Annotated in this window: 13 protein-coding genes; 7 read left to right on the top strand and 6 right to left on the bottom strand. The window is 67.8% G+C overall.

Annotated features, from left to right (window positions below; all coding sequences use genetic code 11):
- Nucleotides 1–33: 33 nt before the first annotated feature.
- Nucleotides 34–3,438 carry an indolepyruvate ferredoxin oxidoreductase family protein gene (locus tag C8N38_RS00140; protein WP_108022746.1) on the bottom strand — a complete coding sequence of 1,135 codons (3,405 nt, stop codon included), beginning with the start codon at nucleotides 3,436–3,438 and terminating at the stop codon, nucleotides 34–36.
- Between the two features lie 155 nt (nucleotides 3,439–3,593).
- On the opposite strand from C8N38_RS00140, the gene C8N38_RS00135 reads away from it, so the two are divergent.
- The 6 genes from C8N38_RS00135 to C8N38_RS00110 all read left to right on the top strand — a co-directional run bounded on the left by C8N38_RS00135 (nucleotide 3,594) and on the right by C8N38_RS00110 (nucleotide 8,969).
- Nucleotides 3,594–4,499: a LysR family transcriptional regulator gene (locus C8N38_RS00135; RefSeq protein WP_108022744.1), complete on the top strand. Its 906-nt coding sequence runs from the start codon at nucleotides 3,594–3,596 to the stop codon at nucleotides 4,497–4,499.
- A 409-nt stretch (nucleotides 4,500–4,908) separates the two neighbouring features.
- On the top strand, nucleotides 4,909–7,068 hold the full coding sequence (gene purL / locus C8N38_RS00130; protein WP_108022742.1) for a phosphoribosylformylglycinamidine synthase subunit PurL: 2,160 nt from the start codon (nucleotides 4,909–4,911) through the stop codon (nucleotides 7,066–7,068).
- A gap of 101 nt (nucleotides 7,069–7,169) precedes the next feature.
- Complete coding sequence (locus tag C8N38_RS00125; protein WP_108022741.1) at nucleotides 7,170–7,676, top strand: GNAT family N-acetyltransferase; 507 nt, start codon at nucleotides 7,170–7,172, stop codon at nucleotides 7,674–7,676.
- Between the two features lie 64 nt (nucleotides 7,677–7,740).
- Nucleotides 7,741–7,983 (top strand): BolA/IbaG family iron-sulfur metabolism protein, encoded by a 243-nt coding sequence (locus C8N38_RS00120; RefSeq protein ID WP_108022739.1) that lies wholly within the window; start codon nucleotides 7,741–7,743, stop codon nucleotides 7,981–7,983.
- A 97-nt stretch (nucleotides 7,984–8,080) separates the two neighbouring features.
- A complete protein-coding gene (grxD, locus tag C8N38_RS00115; RefSeq protein ID WP_108022737.1) occupies nucleotides 8,081–8,443 on the top strand; it encodes a Grx4 family monothiol glutaredoxin in 363 nt (120 codons plus the stop codon).
- Between the two features lie 10 nt (nucleotides 8,444–8,453).
- Nucleotides 8,454–8,969 carry a hypothetical protein gene (locus C8N38_RS00110; protein WP_108022735.1) on the top strand — a complete coding sequence of 172 codons (516 nt, stop codon included), beginning with the start codon at nucleotides 8,454–8,456 and terminating at the stop codon, nucleotides 8,967–8,969.
- Between the two features lie 60 nt (nucleotides 8,970–9,029).
- Here C8N38_RS00110 and C8N38_RS00105 read toward each other — a convergent pair whose 3' ends face one another.
- The 5 genes from C8N38_RS00105 to C8N38_RS00085 form a co-directional block, all read right to left on the bottom strand.
- Nucleotides 9,030–9,428 (bottom strand): cell division protein ZapA, encoded by a 399-nt coding sequence (locus tag C8N38_RS00105; RefSeq protein ID WP_108022732.1) that lies wholly within the window; start codon nucleotides 9,426–9,428, stop codon nucleotides 9,030–9,032.
- Nucleotides 9,421–9,912 carry a hypothetical protein gene (locus C8N38_RS21025; protein WP_112314857.1) on the bottom strand — a complete coding sequence of 164 codons (492 nt, stop codon included), beginning with the start codon at nucleotides 9,910–9,912 and terminating at the stop codon, nucleotides 9,421–9,423. Before C8N38_RS21025 ends, C8N38_RS00105 begins: the two co-directional genes overlap by 8 nt.
- A 310-nt stretch (nucleotides 9,913–10,222) precedes the next feature.
- Entirely contained in the window at nucleotides 10,223–10,714 is a 492-nt protein-coding gene (gene coaD / locus C8N38_RS00095) for a pantetheine-phosphate adenylyltransferase (protein WP_108022730.1), read from the bottom strand.
- Nucleotides 10,715–10,814: 100 nt separating this feature from the next.
- Nucleotides 10,815–11,249 carry a CBS domain-containing protein gene (locus C8N38_RS00090; RefSeq protein WP_108022728.1) on the bottom strand — a complete coding sequence of 145 codons (435 nt, stop codon included), beginning with the start codon at nucleotides 11,247–11,249 and terminating at the stop codon, nucleotides 10,815–10,817.
- Between the two features lie 61 nt (nucleotides 11,250–11,310).
- Nucleotides 11,311–12,201, bottom strand: a complete 891-nt coding sequence (locus tag C8N38_RS00085) for a LysR family transcriptional regulator (protein WP_108022726.1) — start codon at nucleotides 12,199–12,201, stop codon at nucleotides 11,311–11,313.
- A 105-nt stretch (nucleotides 12,202–12,306) separates the two neighbouring features.
- Here C8N38_RS00085 and C8N38_RS00080 point away from each other — a divergent pair, with 105 nt between their 5' ends.
- A complete protein-coding gene (locus C8N38_RS00080) occupies nucleotides 12,307–13,806 on the top strand; it encodes a CoA-acylating methylmalonate-semialdehyde dehydrogenase (protein ID WP_108022724.1) in 1,500 nt (499 codons plus the stop codon).
- Nucleotides 13,807–13,826 lie beyond the last annotated feature (20 nt).

Genomic DNA, 13,826 nt, shown 5'->3' with positions numbered 1-13,826 from the left:
TTCCCGAGGCCCGGCGGCAGTCCCGTCAGCCCCCTATTCTGCCGCCGTCCGCAGCGGCGCCTCGCCGCCCCGGATCGCGGCCAGAAGCTCGTCGCGCCGCGCCTCGGCCGCCGCCTCGGCCGCCGCCTTGACCGGGCCGAACCCCCGCACCGTCAGCGGCAGTTCGGCCAGCGCGGTGCAGGCGTCCAGCGTGGCGGGCGAGAGCCGATCCAGAACCTCGTCCATGTCGGCCTCGTAGCGCCGGATCGCCGCGCGTTCGCGCCGCCGTTCGTCCTGCCAGCCGAACGGATCGAACGGCGTGCCCCGCAGCCGCCTGAACGCCGCGAGCAACCGGAACCCCTGTTCCATCCGCCGCCCGAAGGCGCGTTTCTTCGAACGGCCGTCCGAGCCCTGCCCCTTGAGGAACGGCGGCGCCAGATGCCAGGTGATCTGAAGATCGCCCTCGAATTCGGCGCGCGCCTTGGCGGCGGTCTCCAGATGCAGCCGTGCGACCTCGTACTCGTCCTTGTAGGCCAGAAGCTTGTGATAGCCCTTTGCCACGGCCGCCCGCAGGAACGGGTCCTCGAACCGCTCGACCATCCGGCGATAGCGCCGCGCCAGCCGCGCCGACTGATAGGCGCGCAGATGCGCCTCGCGCAGCGCGATCCGCTCGCGCAGCGACCGGGGCTTCTCGACCGTCTCCGAGACCAGCACCCGCGCCGCTGCGGCAGGCTCGGCCGCAGCCCAGCGCCCGATCTCGAAGGCGCGGCGGTTGCCCGCGACGCCCGCCCCGTTCAGCTCGATCGCCCGGTCGATGGCCTCGTGCGAGATCGGGATCAGCCCCTGCTGCCAGGCAGCGCCGGTGACGATCATGTTGGCATAGATCGTGTCGCCCATCAGCCGCCGCGCGAGCTCGGTCGCATCGAACAGCTGCAGCCGGTCCTTCAGCCGCGCCTTCAGCGCCAGTTCCAGCCGGTCCGACGGCACCCGGAATTCCGGATCGCGCGTGAAGGCCCCGGTCACGATGTCGTGGTTGTTGACAACCGCTCCGGTGCGGCCCTGCGTCATCAGCCCGACGGTCTTCGCCCCCGCCGTGACCACCAGATCGCCGCCGATCACCGCATCGGCCTCGCCCGTCGCCACGCGGATGGCGGAAATATCCGAGGGCGTTTCGGCGATCCGGCAATGGATCTGCACCGCGCCGCCCTTCTGGGCGAGCCCGGCCATTTCCATCATCCCCGCGCCCTTGCCGTCGACATGGGCGGCCATGGCGAGGATCGCCCCCACCGTCACCGCGCCGGTGCCGCCGACCCCGGTGATGACAAGGTTCCAGGTGCCCTCGATCCGGGGCAGCGCAGGCGCGGGCAGCGCGCCGATCTCGACCTCGGCCGAGGCCTCCTTGCGCGGGCGCGCGCCCTTCAGCGTCACGAAGGACGGGCAGAAGCCCTTGAGGCAGGAAAAATCCTTGTTGCAGGCCGACTGGTCGATGGCCCGCTTGCGCCCGAACTCGGTCTCGACCGGCACGATGGCCACGCAGTTCGACTGCACCCCGCAATCGCCGCAGCCCTCGCAGACATCGGTGTTGATGAAGACCCGGGTGTCGGGGTCCGGGAAGGCGCCCTTCTTGCGGCGGCGGCGTTTCTCGGCGGCGCAGGTCTGGATATAGACCAGCGCGGTCACGCCCTCGATTTCGGACAGTCGCTTTTGCACCGCCATCAGCTCGGCGCGCGGATGGCAGGCCACCCCGGCCGGAAAGCCCCGGGGGTCTAGGTCTTCCTTCTCGTCATAGACGACCTCGACGCGCTTCGTCCCGGCGGCCAGCAGTTCGTCGACGATCTGGCGCGCGGTCAGGCCGCCATCGTTGCCCTGCCCGCCGGTCATGGCGACCGCGTCGTTATAGAGGATCTTGTAGGTGATGTTGACGCCAGCCGCGATGGCGGCGTGGATCGCCAGCCGCCCCGAATGGTTATAGGTCCCGTCGCCGAGGTTCTGGAACACGTGGCCCCGGGTCGAGAACGGCGCCTCGCCGATCCAGTTCGCGCCCTCGGCCCCCATATGGGTGAAGCCGCTGGTCTCGCGGTCCATCCAGAGCGCCATGATATGGCAGCCGATCCCCGCATAGGCGCGCCCGCCCTCGGGCACCTTCGTCGAGGTATTGTGCGGGCAGCCCGCGCAGAAATAGGGCAGCCGCGCCGCCAGATCCTCGGCATTGTCGGCGCGCCGCGCCTCGCGAATGCGCGCCAGCGCCGCGGTCAGCGCCTCGGTCTCGCGGCCCTCCTCGATCAGGATCTGGCCAAGCTTCTCGGCGATCATCACCGGGTCCAGCGCATAGCGGGTCGGAAACAGTTCCTGGTCGCGGTCGTTCTTCCAGCCATAGATCCGGCGGCCGCGGCGGTTGTGGAAGATCGCCTCCTTGGCCTGCACCTCGATCAGCTTGCGCTTTTCCTCGATCACCACGATCAGTTCGAGCCCTTCCGAGAACTCGGCAAAGCCCTTCATGTCCAGCGGCCAGACCTGCCCGACCTTGTAGGTCGAAATCCCCAGCCGCTCGGCCTCGGCCTCGCCGATCCCCAGCAGTTCCAGCGCATGCACGAGGTCGAGCCAGTTCTTGCCCGCCGCCACCAGACCGATTTTGGCCCCGGGCTTGCCCCAGACCCGGCGGTCGATGCGGTTGGCATGGGCGAAGGCTTCGGCCGCAAAGCGCTTGTGGTCGATCATCCGCTCTTCCTGCGGCACCCAGTGATCGTTCAGCCGGATGCCCAGCCCGCCGGGCGGCATCGCGAATTCCGGCGTGACGAACCGCATCCGGTCCGGGCGACCATCGACGACCGAAGTCACCTCGACGGTGTCCTTCATCACCTTCAGCCCGACCCAGACCCCGGCAAAGCGCGACAGCGCATAGCCGTACAGCCCGAAATCGAGGATCTCCTGCACGCCCGCGGGCGAGAGCACCGGCACATAGGCATCGACCATCGCCCAGTCGGACTGATGGCAGGTGGTCGAGGATTCGCCGGTATGATCGTCGCCCATCGCCAGCAGCACCCCGCCCCGCGGCGAGGTTCCGGCCAGGTTCGCATGACGGATCGCGTCGCCCGACCGGTCGACCCCCGGCCCCTTGCCATACCAGAGGCCGAAGACCCCGTCATGCCGCCCCTCGCCCCGCAATTCGGCCTGCTGGGTACCCCAGAGCGCGGTCACCGCCAGATCCTCGTTCAGCCCGGGCTGGAACAGCACGCCCGCGGCCTCCAGTTCGGCCCGCGCCCGCATCATCTGCTGATCGACCGCCCCGAGCGGCGAACCGCGATAGCCGGTGACATAGCCCCCCGTATCCAGTCCGGCCGCCCGGTCGCGAGCCGACTGCATCAGCATCAGGCGCACCAGCGCCTGGGTCCCGTTCAACAGGATCCGGGATTTCGACAGGTCGTAACGATCGTGCAGGCTGACATCGGATCTTGTCATGGCGCCCCTCCCTTGGCGTCGGGTTTGCCCCCAGTCTAGGTCAGGAACCGTGACCTACAAAATGTTTTCGGCGACACTTCTTCGTTTGCAAATGCAGAACCGCCGCCTGTAGGTATCTGTCGAAATCGGTATACCAGCATTGCGGGAATTGCATGATGGATTGGGACAAGCTCAGGATATTTCACGCGGTCGCGGACGCGGGCAGCCTGACCCATGCCGGCGAAAGCCTGCACCTGTCCCAGTCGGCGGTCTCGCGCCAGATCCGGGCGCTTGAGGAAAGCCTTGGATCGACCCTCTTTCACCGCCATGCCCGCGGCCTGATTCTCACCGAACAGGGCGAGTTGCTGTTCGACGCGACCTCGGCCATGGCCCGGCGGCTCGACACGGCCGTCGCGCGCATCCGCGACAGCGTCGAGGAGGTGTTCGGCGAGCTGCGTGTCACCACCACCACCGGCTTCGGGTCGCTCTGGCTCGCCAAGCGGCTGCCGATCCTTTATCAGCGCTACCCCGAGCTCAAGATCGACCTGATGCTCGAAGAGCAGGTTCTGGACCTGCCGATGCGCGAGGCCGATGTCGCGATCCGGATGAAGGAACCGAGCCAGGCCGACCTGATCCGGCTGCGGCTGATGAACATCAAGATGCGGCTTTACGCGACCCAGCCCTATCTGGACGCGCACGGCATGCCCGCCACACCCGAGGATCTGTCGACCCACCGGCTGATCTGCCAGAACACCTCGTCGGCCCAGGTCGCGGCAGGCGCGCGGCTGGTGCGCGAGCTGATGACCTACAACATCCCCTCGACCCTGACCGTGAACAACTATTTCGGCGTGCTGCAGGCGGTGCTGAACGGGCTCGGCATCGGGGTCCTGCCCGATTACGTGACCGAGGATCATCCGCATCTGGTCCGGGTGCTCGACGAGATCGAATCGCACGACGTCCCGGTCTTCCTCGCCTACCCCGAGGAATTGCGCGCCTCACGCCGCATCGCGGCTTTCCGCGAGTTCATCACCGAACAGATCATGGAGAAGCGGCAGCGCGACAAAGACACGCCCTCGATGTGAGATATGTGTCACATGCATGCCGTCTATGCTGCCTTGCGGCAAGTTTGGACTTGAACCGCAGCCACCTCGTCCATAATTGCTGGGACGAAGGCGGAAGTAGCGCTTTCGTCTTTACCTCCCTGTTGGACTTGGGCCGAGCTTATGCTCGGCCTTTTTTTGCGCGCAGCACAAGCTTGGCGCTTTTTTGGGCAAGTTGCCGTTACGTCCGCATGCGATCTCACCGGGATGTGAAGACCGCCGCCATGGCGGAAGCCGTTTGCGGTGGCGCGGGGCCCGACTCAGCGGTCGAATCGCGGGCATGACCCCGGCCAGCGCGTCTTCCGTGCCGCCTTCCGCCATGCGCCCCCTTCCCCCGACCGCGCTCCTGTCGTAGGACGACGCCAAACTGCCCGAGGGGAAGACGACCGCCATGGACGAGCCGCAGATCACCGAAGATCTCATCGCCGCGCACGGGATCAAGCCGGACGAATATGACCGCATCCTGCAGCTGCTGAACCGGGCGCCGACCTTCACCGAACTCGGCATCTTCTCGGCCATGTGGAACGAGCACTGTTCCTACAAGTCCTCGAAGAAATGGCTGCGCACCCTGCCCACCACCGGTCCGCAGGTCATCTGCGGCCCCGGCGAGAATGCGGGCGTCGTCGACATCGGCGACGGGCAGGCCGTCATCTTCAAGATGGAAAGCCACAACCACCCCTCCTACATCGAGCCCTATCAGGGCGCGGCCACGGGCGTGGGCGGCATCCTGCGCGACGTCTTCACCATGGGCGCGCGGCCCATCGCGGCGATGAACGCGCTCAGCTTCGGCGAGGTGAGCCACCCCAGGACCCGCCAGGTCGTCCATGGCGTGATCGAGGGCGTGGGCGGCTATGGCAACTGCTTCGGCGTGCCGACGGTGGGCGGCGAGGTGCGCTTCCACCCCGCCTATAACGGCAACTGTCTGGTGAACGCCTTCGCGGCGGGTCTGGCCGATACCGACAAGATCTTCTACTCGGCCGCCTCGGGCGTCGGCATGCCCGTCGTCTATCTGGGCGCCAAGACCGGCCGCGACGGCGTCGGCGGCGCGACCATGGCCTCGGCCGAATTCGACGAGGGCATCGAGGAAAAACGCCCGACCGTCCAGGTCGGCGACCCCTTCACCGAAAAGCGCCTGATGGAGGCCTGCCTGGAACTGATGGCCTCGGGCGCGGTGATCTCGATCCAGGACATGGGGGCCGCGGGCCTGACCTGTTCGGCGGTCGAGATGGGCGACAAGGGCAATCTGGGCATCCGGCTCGATCTGGACCGCGTGCCCTGCCGCGAAGCGCGCATGACCGCCTATGAGATGATGCTGTCGGAATCCCAGGAACGGATGCTGATGGTGCTGCGCCCCGAGAAGGAGGCCGAGGCCAAGGCGATCTTCGACAAGTGGGATCTGGACTTCGCCATCGTCGGCGAGACGATCCCCGAAGACCGCTTCCTGATCGTCCACGGCGGCGAGGTGCGGGCCGACCTGCCCCTGAAGGCGCTGTCGGGCAATGCTCCCGAATATGACCGCCCCTGGGTCGAGACGCCCCCGGCCGCGCCCATGGACGACGTGCCCGGCATCGACCCGATCGACGGGCTGAAGGCGCTGATCTCGTCGGTGAACTACTGTTCCCGGCACTGGGTCTATGAGCAATACGACACCCAGGTGATGGCCGACACGGTGATCCGCCCGGGTCTTGGCGCGGGCGTCATCCGCGTTCACGGCACACCCAAGGCGCTGGCCTTCACCTCGGACGTGACGCCCCGCTATGTGCGCGCGAACCCCGTCGAGGGCGGCAAGCAGGCGGTGGCCGAGGCGTTCCGCAATCTCTCGGCGGTGGGGGCCAAGCCGCTCGCCACCACCGACAACATGAATTTCGGCAATCCCGAAAAGCCCGAGATCATGGGCCAGTTCGTCGGCGCGATCAAAGGCATCGGCGAGGCCTGCCTGGCGCTCGACATGCCCATCGTGTCGGGCAACGTCTCGCTTTACAACGAAACCGACGGCGCCCCGATCCTGCCCACCCCGACCATCGGCGCAGTGGGCCTGCTCGAAAGCCTCGACGAGCTGATCGCGGGGGTGCCCGCCGACGGCCATCTGGCGCTTTTGATCGGCGACACGGCGGGCCATCTGGGCCAGTCGGCGCTGCTGTACGAGGTCTTCAACCGCGAGGACGGCGACGCGCCCCCGGTCGATCTGGAGGCCGAGCGCCGCAATGGCGATTTCCTTCGCGCCAACCGCGCACTGATCGCCGCCGCGACCGATCTGGCCGATGGCGGGCTCGCGCTCGCGGCCTTCGAACTGGCCCAGGCGGGCGGGATCGGCGTCACCCTCGATGCGGCCGACACACCCACGCTCTTTGGCGAGGATCAGGCCCGCTATCTGGTGGCGGCCGGGTTCGACGCGGCCGAGGCGCTGATGGTCGCCGCCGCCAAGGCGGGCGTGCCGCTGGCCGCCGTCGGCCGGTTCGGCGGCGATCAGGTCAGCTTCGGCGGGGTGTCGGCCCCGCTTGCCGATCTCACGGCGCTGTACCGCTCGGCCTTTGCCGCCGCCCTGGGCTAACCCCGGGGTCGCTCCTGAGCGGAACCCCTGAGCGGAACCTGCGACAACGGACCCGCGCGCCCCGGCCTGACAGGGCGTGCAGATCCGGCTAGGCTCGGGCTGTGACGACACATGACCGCGCCCCTTCCGCCACCGCGATCCGCCCGGTTTCACCGGCGGATTTCCCGTTCCTTCACGCCGTCGCGGGTCGCCCGGACATGGCGCGCTTCGTGATCGACGAGGACGACACGGCGCTTGCCACCCATCTGGCAGATCCTGCCTGCCGGCTGGTCATCTGGTCCCCCGAGGGCCGCCCCCTGGGCTTTGCGCTCTTCTGCGAGATCGGCAATCCCTCGGGTCGGGTCGAGCTGCGCCGCCTGGCACTCGCCGAGACCGGCCGGGGGCTCGGCCGCGCCTTTCTGGCCGCGCTTGTCCGCCACGCCTTCACCGAGCTTGCCGCCGACCGGATCTGGCTCGACATGGCGGCCGACAACGACCGGGCGCACCGGGTCTATCTGGCCGCGGGCTTCACCCATGAAGGCACGCTTCGCCGTCACTGGAAACGTCCGGCCGGCGATATCGCCGATCTCCTGCTCTTCGGCATGCTGCGCGAGGAGTGGCGCGGCTGACCGCTTGCAGCCAGCCGTTCCCCCCTCTACATCTGGCAGGGGAGAGCAGAAAGGACGCCCGCCCATGGCGATCACGCCCGAAGAAATCGAGACCCTGATCCGCGAGAGGTTTCCCGCCGCGCAGATCACCATCACCGACCTTGCCGGGGACGGAAACCACTACGCCGCCGAGGTGATCGACGAAAGCTTTCGCGGCCTCAACCGCGTGCAGCAACAGCGCGCCGTCTATGCGGCGCTGAAAACCCAGATGGAAGGCTCGAGCGGCGCGCTTCACGCGCTTGCCCTCACCACCAAGGCCCCGGACTGACCGGACGGATCGCCCGGCGGCGCGCAGAGCCGTGCGCACCGGATCGCACCAGACCCACAAGGGGCCCGACCCGGCCCCGCAGACAGGACCGCAGACCATGACCGACGCCAAGGACCGCATCCAGCAGACGATTTCCGACAATGACGTGGTGCTTTACATGAAGGGCACCAAATCCGCGCCGCAATGCGGCTTTTCCAGCCGGGTCGCGGGCGTTCTGAACTTCATGGGCGTCGACTATGCCGATGTGAACGTGCTGGCCGACGACGACATCCGCCAGGGCATCAAGGACTTCTCGGACTGGCCAACGATCCCGCAGCTTTACGTCAAGGGCGAATTCGTCGGCGGTTGCGACATCGTCACCGAGATGACGCTCTCGGGCGAACTCGACAAGCTGTTCGAGGACAAGGGCGTGGCCTATTCCAAGGACGCGGCCGACAAGATCCGCGCGGCCAACGCCTGAGGCCGCCCCGATGATCCGGGCACGTCTGTGGTACGGCCCGGCCGGCGACCACCTTCCGCCGAAGCGCATCGCGCAATATCTGCGGGGGCCGCTGGCCTGTTCCGTGGCGCTGCGCGAACGCAATCTCGACGGTGAATGGCGGTCCGAGGTCCGGCTGACCGCGCCTGTCGGCGCCACGCTCGCGCTCGAACGCGGGCTGGGCGTCTCGGGCGAGGCGGCCGATCTGGTCAGTCGGCTTCCCGCGGATGCGCCCGCAGCCCTGGCCCGGCGCCTCGCGCGCTGCACCGCGCGGATCGAGGTGTCTGACCCGGCCCCCGGCAGGCGTTTTGCCCCGGGCGCGCCAGTGGCACGCAGCGTCCTGTTGCCGCTTGCCTTCGCGCTCGATGCCATCGTCGAGGATCTCGACAACGGACGGCTGTCCTTCTTCCCGACAGCGACCCCGCCGCATGAAGGGCTGGGGGCGCGGATCGGCCGGATCCTTTCGGAAATCTCGGTGATCCTGAACAGACGCAAGTCCTTGATGTGATCCCCGATCGAAAAGGGCGTCCGGTCGGAATTCCCGGGCGCCCCTGTTCGGGTCTGGCGGTCAGGACCCCGATGCCCGGTCCTCGACCTGAGCCGCCAGCGCCTCGGCCCGCGCCGCGATCTCGGCCAGGGTCTCGCCGACGGATGGCGGAATGACCGGCACCTCGACCCGCTCGGGCGCCGGGCGCGGCGCGGTCTCCATGGCCTCGATCCGGGCCGAGGCCTCGGCAAGCTTCGCCTCAAGCCCCTTCAGCCGCTCTTCAAGCCCCACCGTCTTGTCGGCCAGCATCAGCCCCGACATCAGCAAAAGCCGCGCTTCCGGCAGCCGCCCGTTCTGTGACGACAGTACCGAGGCCTCGGCATCGAGCATGCGGGCCGCGGCCGCCAGATAGGGTTCCTCGCCGGGTTGGCAGGCCACATCGAAGCTGCGCCCGCCGATCACGATCTCGATATTAGGCATGCGCCGCCCCTCCTTCGGCCACCGGCATCAGTTCGGCCAGAATGGCGTCGATCTCGGCCCGGTCGCTGGCGCGCAGCGCGGTCAGCGCCTCAAGCTCCGCCAGCATCGCCGCGTCGATGGCGCCGGGGTCGCCCAGCCCCTGGGCATTCGCCTCGCGCAGCGCCGCGCTGGTCTCGCGCAGCTTGGCATTCACCGCCCGCAGCCGGTCGACATCGGCCTCCGCCGCCTCGGCCCGCGCGGTCAGATCGGCCACCCGCTGCTCAAGCCGCGCCACCTGTGTCTCCTGACGGTCATGAAGCGCCTTGACCCGCTCGTTCAATTGCGCATTTGCGCCGCGCTCGGTCTCCAGCGCCTCGCGCAGCGCCTCCAGCTCCGAGGGGTCGGGCCGGTCGGGGTCGTCGCCCCGCTGCAGCCCATCGAGCCCTCGCCCGATGCGGTCCAGCGCCGCGACGATCCGGCGCTCCAGTTCCACGATATCGCTCATCCGCCTGCTCTCCGGCCAGTCTTTTCGGGGCCCTGTCGCAGCCGCGTTCCGAATCGCGGTGGCGGGCCATTGCGTCAAGTGTAGCTTAAGGAAAGGCGGAATGCGCCCCCCCCAACGGCCGCCGCCCGGCCCGATCCGGTCCGCTCGACCGCCCCTGCCGTCGCAACTCCGGGGACAGCAGGGCCCGCCGCCCCGCCTCTACCTTCTTCTTGGCAAAAATACCCGTCTGCGGCCCGGTCAGGGCCGCCAGAGAGAAACGACATGCCGACGGCATTCCGCCGACCTGACGGCCAGGCGCAAAATCCGGCGGTCAGACGAACTTCGCCACCAGCCGGTCGCGCACCCCGGGCGTCACGAAACTCGACACGTCGCCGCCCAGCCGGGCGATCTCCTTGACCAGCTTCGAGGCGATGGCCTGGCGCCGGGCATCGGCCATCAGGAACACCGTCTCGACACTGGCATCGAGCGCGCGGTTCATGCCGACCATCTGGAACTCGTATTCGAAATCCGCGACCGCCCGCAGCCCGCGCAGGATCATAGAGGCGCCGACGTCGCGGGCACAGTCGATCAGCAGGTTCTCGAAGGGATGAACGACGATCTCGGTTCCGAACCGCTCGCCCAGCGCCGCGCATTCGCTTTCGATCATCTCGACACGTTCTTCCAGCGAAAACAGCGGACCCTTGTCGCGGTTGATCGCGACCCCGATCACCAGCCTGTCCACCAGCGCGCAGGCCCGGGTGATGATGTCGATATGGCCAAGCGTCACCGGGTCGAACGTCCCCGGATATAGACCGATGCGCATCGGGAAACCTCCTGCAGCCTTCCCGGCGCACGCAACAATATTGGCGCCCATTTTGCAAGCACACCATGGGCTTGGCGACCGATTTCCGAACGTCGCAGGGCTAGTGACCCATGATCATCCCTTCCAGCGCGGCCTTCTCCATCGCCAGTTCCGACATCCGCGCCTTGACCACGTCGCCGATCGAGATGATCGCCACCATCCGCCCGTCTTCCAGGACCGGCATATGCCGGAACCGGCCCTCGGTCATGCGCGCCAGCACGGCATCGGCGCTGTCTTCCAGTGCGCAGAACTGGATGCGGCGGGTCATGATCGCGGCCACCGGGTCCTTGAGGCATTTCGGGCCGCGCCGCCCCAGCTCGCGCACGATATCGCGTTCCGAAACGATGCCCTCGACACGCTCGCCGCTGCCGCTGACCACGAGCGAGCCGATGCGCCGGGCCGACAGCTCGGCTGCGGCATCGGCCACCGAGGTTTCAGGCGGGATCGTCGCCACCCCCGGCACAAGTTTCTCGCGCAGGATCTGATGAACTTGCATTGTCTCCTCCCCAGGATGACGGTGTCGATTGACCAAGCGTCACCCGGGCCGCGACATTCTGTCAAGTCAAGCCTTCGAGGCGCTGCAATTCCGCGCGCACCCCGTCCAGAAGCAGCCCGGCGAACCGGGTCAGCCGTGCCAGCTTGCGGTCGTCGCCATGGCGGATCAGATAAAAACTGCGCCTGAGCGCCACCCGGTCAGCCAGAACCCTGACCAGCCCCGGCGCGGCCGGGATCGCGAAATCGTGCACGATGCCCAGCCCCGCGCCGGCCCGCAGCCAGTTCAACTGCACCGAGACCGAATTCGAAGCCAGCGCCACCCGCTCGGCCCCGGTGGCCGACAGGTAGTCGAGTTCGCTGTCGAAGATCATGTCGGGGATGTAGCCGACGATCCGGTGCCCGGCGAGATCGGCCAGATCGCGGATCGGCGGATGCGCCGCCAGATAGTCGCGATGGGCGGCAAGGTGCAGCTGGTAATCGGCGATCCGCTGCACCGTCAGCCGCCCGGTCTTGGGCGGGCTGACGGCGATCGCCATGTCGGCCTCGCGACGGCTGAGGTTGAAGACCCGTGCCAGCGCGACGATCTGCACCTCAAGCCCCGGATGCCGGTCGCAGATCGCCGCCGCCACCTGCGGCAGCAGATAGTTGGCGACCCCGTCCGGCGCCCCGATCCGCACCGTCCCGGTCAGCTGCCCCTCCTGCCCGCGCACCTCCTCGACGCCCTCGGTCAGCGCCTGTTCGGCCTCGACCGCGCGGACCATCAGCCGCTCGCCCGCCTCGGTCAGCCCGTAGCCCCGTGGCGAGCGGGCGAAAAGCGCGCTGCCCAGCGCCTCTTCCAGCCGAGCGATCCGCCGACCCAGCGTCGCGGGATCGAGCCGCAAGGCCTTGCCCGCCCCGGTCAGGCTTTCGGCCCGTGCCACCGCCAGAAACAGCCGCATGTCATCCCAGTTCATCCGCCCACCCTTGCATTTCTGCAAAACGCTTTTGGCGATCTGCGGCTTTTCGGCACAAATTTGCAAGACTAAGCTCGCGCCCGAGAAAAACCCAGGGAGAACGCCATGAAGGATCTCACCCATTTCGTGAACGGGCAGCACACCGCCGGGACCTCGGGTCGGTTTGCCGATGTCTACAACCCCGCGCTCGGCCAGGTGCAGGCTCGCGTGCCGCTGGCATCGAAGGCCGAGGTCGATGCCGCCATCGCCGCCGCGGCCGAAGCCCAGCCCGGCTGGGCCGCCACCAACCCGCAGCGCCGCGCCCGGGTGCTGATGGAGTTCGTCCGCCTCCTGAACCGCGACATGGACAAGCTGGCCGAGGCGCTTTCGTCCGAGCACGGCAAGACCCTGCCCGATGCCAAGGGCGACGTGCAGCGCGGGCTCGAGGTCATCGAGTTCTGCATCGGCGCGCCACATCTCTTGAAGGGCGAGTTCACCGACAGCGCCGGTCCGGGCATCGACATGTATTCGATGCGCCAGCCGCTGGGCGTGGTCGCGGGCATCACGCCGTTCAACTTCCCGGCCATGATCCCGATGTGGAAGATGGGTCCGGCGCTGGCCTGCGGCAACGCCTTCATCCTCAAGCCCTCGGAACGCGACCCCTCGGTGCCGCTGATGCTGGCCGAGCTGCTGCAGGAGGCGGGCCTGCCCGACGGCGTGCTGCAGGTCGTTAACGGCGACAAGGAGGCGGTCGACGCGATCCTCGACAACCCGGCGATCCAGGCCATCGGCTTCGTCGGCTCGACCCCGATTGCCGAATACATCTACGGGCGCGGCTGTTCGAACGGCAAGCGCGTGCAATGTTTCGGCGGCGCCAAGAACCACATGATCGTCATGCCCGATGCCGACATGGACCAGGCGGCCGACGCGCTGGTGGGCGCGGGCTATGGCGCGGCGGGCGAACGCTGCATGGCGATCTCGGTCGCGGTCCCGGTGGGCGAGGAAACCGCCGACCGCCTGATCGAGAAGCTGGTCCCCCGGATCGAAAAGCTGAAGGTTGGCCCCTACACCGCCGGCAACGACGTCGATTACGGCCCGGTCATCACCGCCGAGGCGCGCAAGCGCGTGCTGAGCCTGATCGAGTCCGGCGTGACCCAGGGCGCCGATCTGGTGATCGACGGCCGGGCCTTCGCACTTCAGGGCTATGAGGCGGGCTATTTCGTCGGTCCGACCCTCTTCGACCGGGTCACGACCGACATGGATATCTACCGGACCGAAATCTTCGGCCCCGTGCTGTCGACCGTCCGGGCGAAGACCTATGAAGAAGCTCTGGGCTATGCCATGGACCATGAATACGGCAATGGCACCGCGATCTTCACGCGCGACGGCGACACCGCGCGCGACTTTGCCAGCCGGATCAATATCGGGATGGTGGGGATCAACGTGCCGATCCCGGTACCGCTGGCCTATCACACCTTCGGCGGCTGGAAGAAATCGGGCTTCGGCGATCTGAACCAGCACGGGCCCGATGCCTTCCGCTTCTACACCCGGACGAAGACCGTGACCGCGCGCTGGCCCTCGGGTCTGAAGGAAGGCGGCGAGTTCCACTTCAAGCAGATGGACTGACCCGCGCTTTCCGGGAGGCG

Origin of the sequence: Rhodovulum kholense (genome assembly GCF_003053725.1) — a bacterium.
GTDB classification, from domain to species: domain Bacteria; phylum Pseudomonadota; class Alphaproteobacteria; order Rhodobacterales; family Rhodobacteraceae; genus Rhodovulum; species Rhodovulum kholense.
This window is presented reverse-complemented; position numbering and strand designations above follow the sequence as displayed.

Coding starts and splice junctions, on each gene's coding strand:
- C8N38_RS00105 (WP_108022732.1), bottom strand. CDS start 9,428: ATGCCTAATATCGAGATCGTGATCGGCGGGCGCAGCTTCGATGTGGCC.
- C8N38_RS00090 (WP_108022728.1), bottom strand. CDS start 11,249: ATGCAAGTTCATCAGATCCTGCGCGAGAAACTTGTGCCGGGGGTGGCG.
- C8N38_RS00140 (WP_108022746.1), bottom strand. CDS start 3,438: ATGACAAGATCCGATGTCAGCCTGCACGATCGTTACGACCTGTCGAAA.
- grxD (WP_108022737.1), top strand. CDS start 8,081: ATGACCGACGCCAAGGACCGCATCCAGCAGACGATTTCCGACAATGAC.
- C8N38_RS00110 (WP_108022735.1), top strand. CDS start 8,454: ATGATCCGGGCACGTCTGTGGTACGGCCCGGCCGGCGACCACCTTCCG.
- C8N38_RS00080 (WP_108022724.1), top strand. CDS start 12,307: ATGAAGGATCTCACCCATTTCGTGAACGGGCAGCACACCGCCGGGACC.
- C8N38_RS21025 (WP_112314857.1), bottom strand. CDS start 9,912: ATGAGCGATATCGTGGAACTGGAGCGCCGGATCGTCGCGGCGCTGGAC.
- C8N38_RS00135 (WP_108022744.1), top strand. CDS start 3,594: ATGGATTGGGACAAGCTCAGGATATTTCACGCGGTCGCGGACGCGGGC.
- purL (WP_108022742.1), top strand. CDS start 4,909: ATGGACGAGCCGCAGATCACCGAAGATCTCATCGCCGCGCACGGGATC.
- coaD (WP_108022730.1), bottom strand. CDS start 10,714: ATGCGCATCGGTCTATATCCGGGGACGTTCGACCCGGTGACGCTTGGC.
- C8N38_RS00085 (WP_108022726.1), bottom strand. CDS start 12,201: ATGAACTGGGATGACATGCGGCTGTTTCTGGCGGTGGCACGGGCCGAA.
- C8N38_RS00120 (WP_108022739.1), top strand. CDS start 7,741: ATGGCGATCACGCCCGAAGAAATCGAGACCCTGATCCGCGAGAGGTTT.